At 61.5% G+C, this 3,096-nt stretch carries 3 protein-coding genes; all 3 read left to right on the top strand.

The window, feature by feature from the left end:
* Nucleotides 1–609, top strand: a 609-nt coding sequence (locus AC1D0P_RS23725; protein WP_477678986.1) for an LON peptidase substrate-binding domain-containing protein, incomplete at its 5' end; no start/stop codon positions are given.
* A 152-nt stretch (nt 610–761) separates the two neighbouring features.
* Nucleotides 762–2,321, top strand: a complete 1,560-nt coding sequence (gene lysS / locus AC1D0P_RS23730) for a lysine--tRNA ligase (protein ID WP_477678987.1) — start codon at nt 762–764, stop codon at nt 2,319–2,321.
* 34 nt (nt 2,322–2,355) lie between these two features.
* On the top strand, nt 2,356–2,880 hold the full coding sequence (locus tag AC1D0P_RS23735) for a YgjP-like metallopeptidase domain-containing protein (RefSeq protein WP_477678988.1): 525 nt from the start codon (nt 2,356–2,358) through the stop codon (nt 2,878–2,880).
* The last annotated feature ends 216 nt before the right edge of the window (nt 2,881–3,096 follow it).

Genomic DNA, 3,096 nt, shown 5'->3' on the forward strand with positions numbered 1-3,096 from the left:
GTGCTGTTTCCGGGCGGCATTTTGCCCCTGCGCATCTTTGAAGTGCGCTACCTCGACATGATAGGYAAGTGCCACAAGGCAGGCGCGCCCTTCGGCGTGGTATCGCTGACCGAAGGCTCGGAAGTGCGGCGTCCCGCAGACACCGGCCCCGCCGGCGACGGCTTTGCGCACGAAGCCTTCAGCACGGTCGGCACCTTGGCCACCATCACCGAGTTTTCCTTGCCGCAGCCGGGCCTGATGGTGATCCGCTGCGTCGGCGCGCAGCGCTTTGAAATCTCGCGCCGCGAAAAACTCAAGCACGGCCTGTGGATCGCCGACGTCACCCGGCTCGAAGACGACCAGGCCGTGAAAGTCCCGCCCGACCTGCAAGGCACAGCGGACGCGCTGGGCAAGCTGATCAGAAGCCTGCAGGAGCGCGAAGTGCCGCAAACGCAGATGCCGCTGCAGTCGCCCTACCGGCTCGACGACTGCGGATGGGTCTCCAACCGCTGGTGCGAACTGCTGCCGATTCCACTGGAGCTCAAGCAGCGCCTGATGCAGCTGGACAACCCCCTGATGCGGCTGGAACTGGTAAGCGACATCCTGGAGCGCACCGGCATCGCGCTTTAAGGGCCTGCTGGCGATCTCAACGCCTTTTCAGGCGGCCCTGCCAAAACGCCCCTGTTAAAACTTAAAATCAGCGATTCGGCGCTTTTCGGGCCTTCTTCTTCTGAAGGCAGGGCGCCCGACACTTTTCGACCTCTTTCCGGAACCTTGACCCTATGTCCAACCAGCCGAACACGCCCACCGCCACAGGCAATGCCGCCCCCGCCCCGCAAGACGACAACAAGTTGATCGTCGAGCGCCGCGAAAAGCTCAAGGCCCTGCGCAAAGACCAGGCGGACGGCAAAGGCGTCGCTTTCCCGAACGACTTCAAACCCTCCGACCATGCGGGCAAGCTGCACGCCGCGCATGGGGACAAGGATGGCGAGGCGCTGGCCGCCGAGACTATTCCCGCGAAGATCGCCGGCCGCATGATGCTCAAGCGCGTGATGGGCAAGGCGAGTTTCGCAACCTTGCAGGACAGCACCGGTCGCATCCAGATTTTCCTCACGCGCGACGAGATCGGCGAAGAGCTCTATGCCGCCTTCAAGCACTGGGACCTCGGCGATATCGTGGCGGCGGAAGGCAAGGTCTTCAAGACCAAAACCGGCGAGCTGTCCATCCATGCCACCAGCGTGCGCCTGCTGACCAAGAGCCTGCGGCCCTTGCCCGGCGACTTTTACGGCATGGCCGACCAGGAGCAGAAATACCGCCAGCGCTATGTGGACCTGATCACCGACGAGCAGGCGCGCAAGCGTTTCACCGCGCGCAGCAAGGCCGTCAGCTCGATCCGCGAATTCATGGTCGGCCACGACTTCCTCGAGGTCGAGACGCCGATGCTGCACCCCATCCCGGGCGGCGCCAATGCCAGGCCTTTCAAGACACACCACAACGCGCTGGACCAGGAAATGTTCCTGCGCATCGCCCCCGAGCTTTACCTCAAGCGCCTGATCGTCGGCGGCTTTGACCGCGTCTTCGAAATCAACCGCAGCTACCGCAACGAGGGCATTTCGGTACGGCACAACCCCGAATTCACCATGATGGAGTTCTATGCGGCCTACTGGGACTACAACGACCTGATGGACTTCACCGAGGCACTGATTCGCGACGCGGCGCAAAAGGCTGCGGGCACGCTGCAGCTGAGCTACGGCGGCAAGGAAGAAAAAGTCGACCTCGCCAAACCCTTTGAACGCCTGACCATCCGCGAAGCCATCCTCAAGCACACCGAAGCCGGCGAGCATGTGGATGACAGCGTGTGGCTGATCAATGCCCTCAAAAAGCTGGGCATGAATGAGGAAAAAGACCGCCTTTCGACCCGCTCGCTGGCCAGCCTGCAGGTGCTGTACTTCGAGGAGCTGGTCGAAGAAAAACTCTGGCAGCCGACCTTCATCATGGAGCACCCAACGGAAATCTCCCCGCTGGCGCGCGCCAACGACAGCCGGCCCGAGGTCACCGAGCGCTTTGAGCTCTATATCACCGGCCGCGAATTCGGCAACGGCTTCAGCGAACTCAACGACGCCGAAGAGCAGGCCGCCCGCTTCAACGCGCAAGTCGCGGCCAAGGACAGCGGCGACGACGAAGCCATGTTCTACGACCACGATTTCGTGCGCGCCCTCGAATACGGCATGCCTCCCACCGGCGGCTGTGGTGTGGGGATTGACCGCTTGATGATGCTGCTGACCGACAGCCCCAGCATTCGCGACGTGATTTTGTTCCCTGCGCTACGCCGCGAGGCCTGAAGCGCAACCGTGAGGCACCCGGCCTGAATCCCTGATGGCCAATGCCTCTCCCTTGAAATACCTTTCCGGCTATCCGGAAAACCTGCGAACCCAGGTTCAGCAATTGCTGGATCAGGATCGGCTGGGTGAGGTGCTGCTCGCCAAGTACCCCCAAGGTCACGGCGTGCGGACCGACAAGGCGCTCTACGACTACGTGATGGATCTCAAGAACGATTTCCTGCGCAGCTCCGAGCCGCTGTCCAAGGTGACCTTCGACAGCAAGCTCCACGTGATCGCGCATGCGCTGGGCACCCACACCACCGTGTCACGCGTGCAGGGCAACAAGCTCAAGGCCAAACGCGAGATTCGCGTCGCCACGCTCTTCAAGGACGTGCCCGTGGAGTTTCTGCGCATGATCACTGTGCATGAGCTGGCCCACATCAAGGAGAAAGCCCATGACAAGGCTTTCTACCAGTTGTGTACGCATATGGAGCCGCAGTATCACCAGTATGAGTTTGATTTGCGGGTGTACCTTACGCATGTGGATGTGGTGGGGAAGCTGGCCTGGCCGGGGAGTTAGGGCCGGTTCTTGCTCCGGCCTTCGCGCTCTTTGCTGAGGGTTGCTGGCCTGGGGTTGCCCGGCGGCAAGTAACTTTCTTTTGCTTCGCCAAAAGAAAGTCACGGCGGATTCAAACCCCAAGTGCAACAGTCGGAATAAGGCCAGCGTCTCGCATGGCCTTGTTGTTAAAGAAGACCTCGGCAGGGCTTTTCCAGCCAAGGGTCTTGCGTGGCCTGA

This window comes from Polaromonas sp. P1_G2 (assembly GCF_056405515.1).

What these genes read in the sequence shown, in the direction of transcription:
- AC1D0P_RS23735 (WP_477678988.1), top strand. Translation starts at nt 2,356, where the DNA reads ATGGCCAATGCCTCTCCCTTGAAATACCTTTCCGGCTATCCGGAAAAC.
- lysS (WP_477678987.1), top strand. Translation starts at nt 762, where the DNA reads ATGTCCAACCAGCCGAACACGCCCACCGCCACAGGCAATGCCGCCCCC.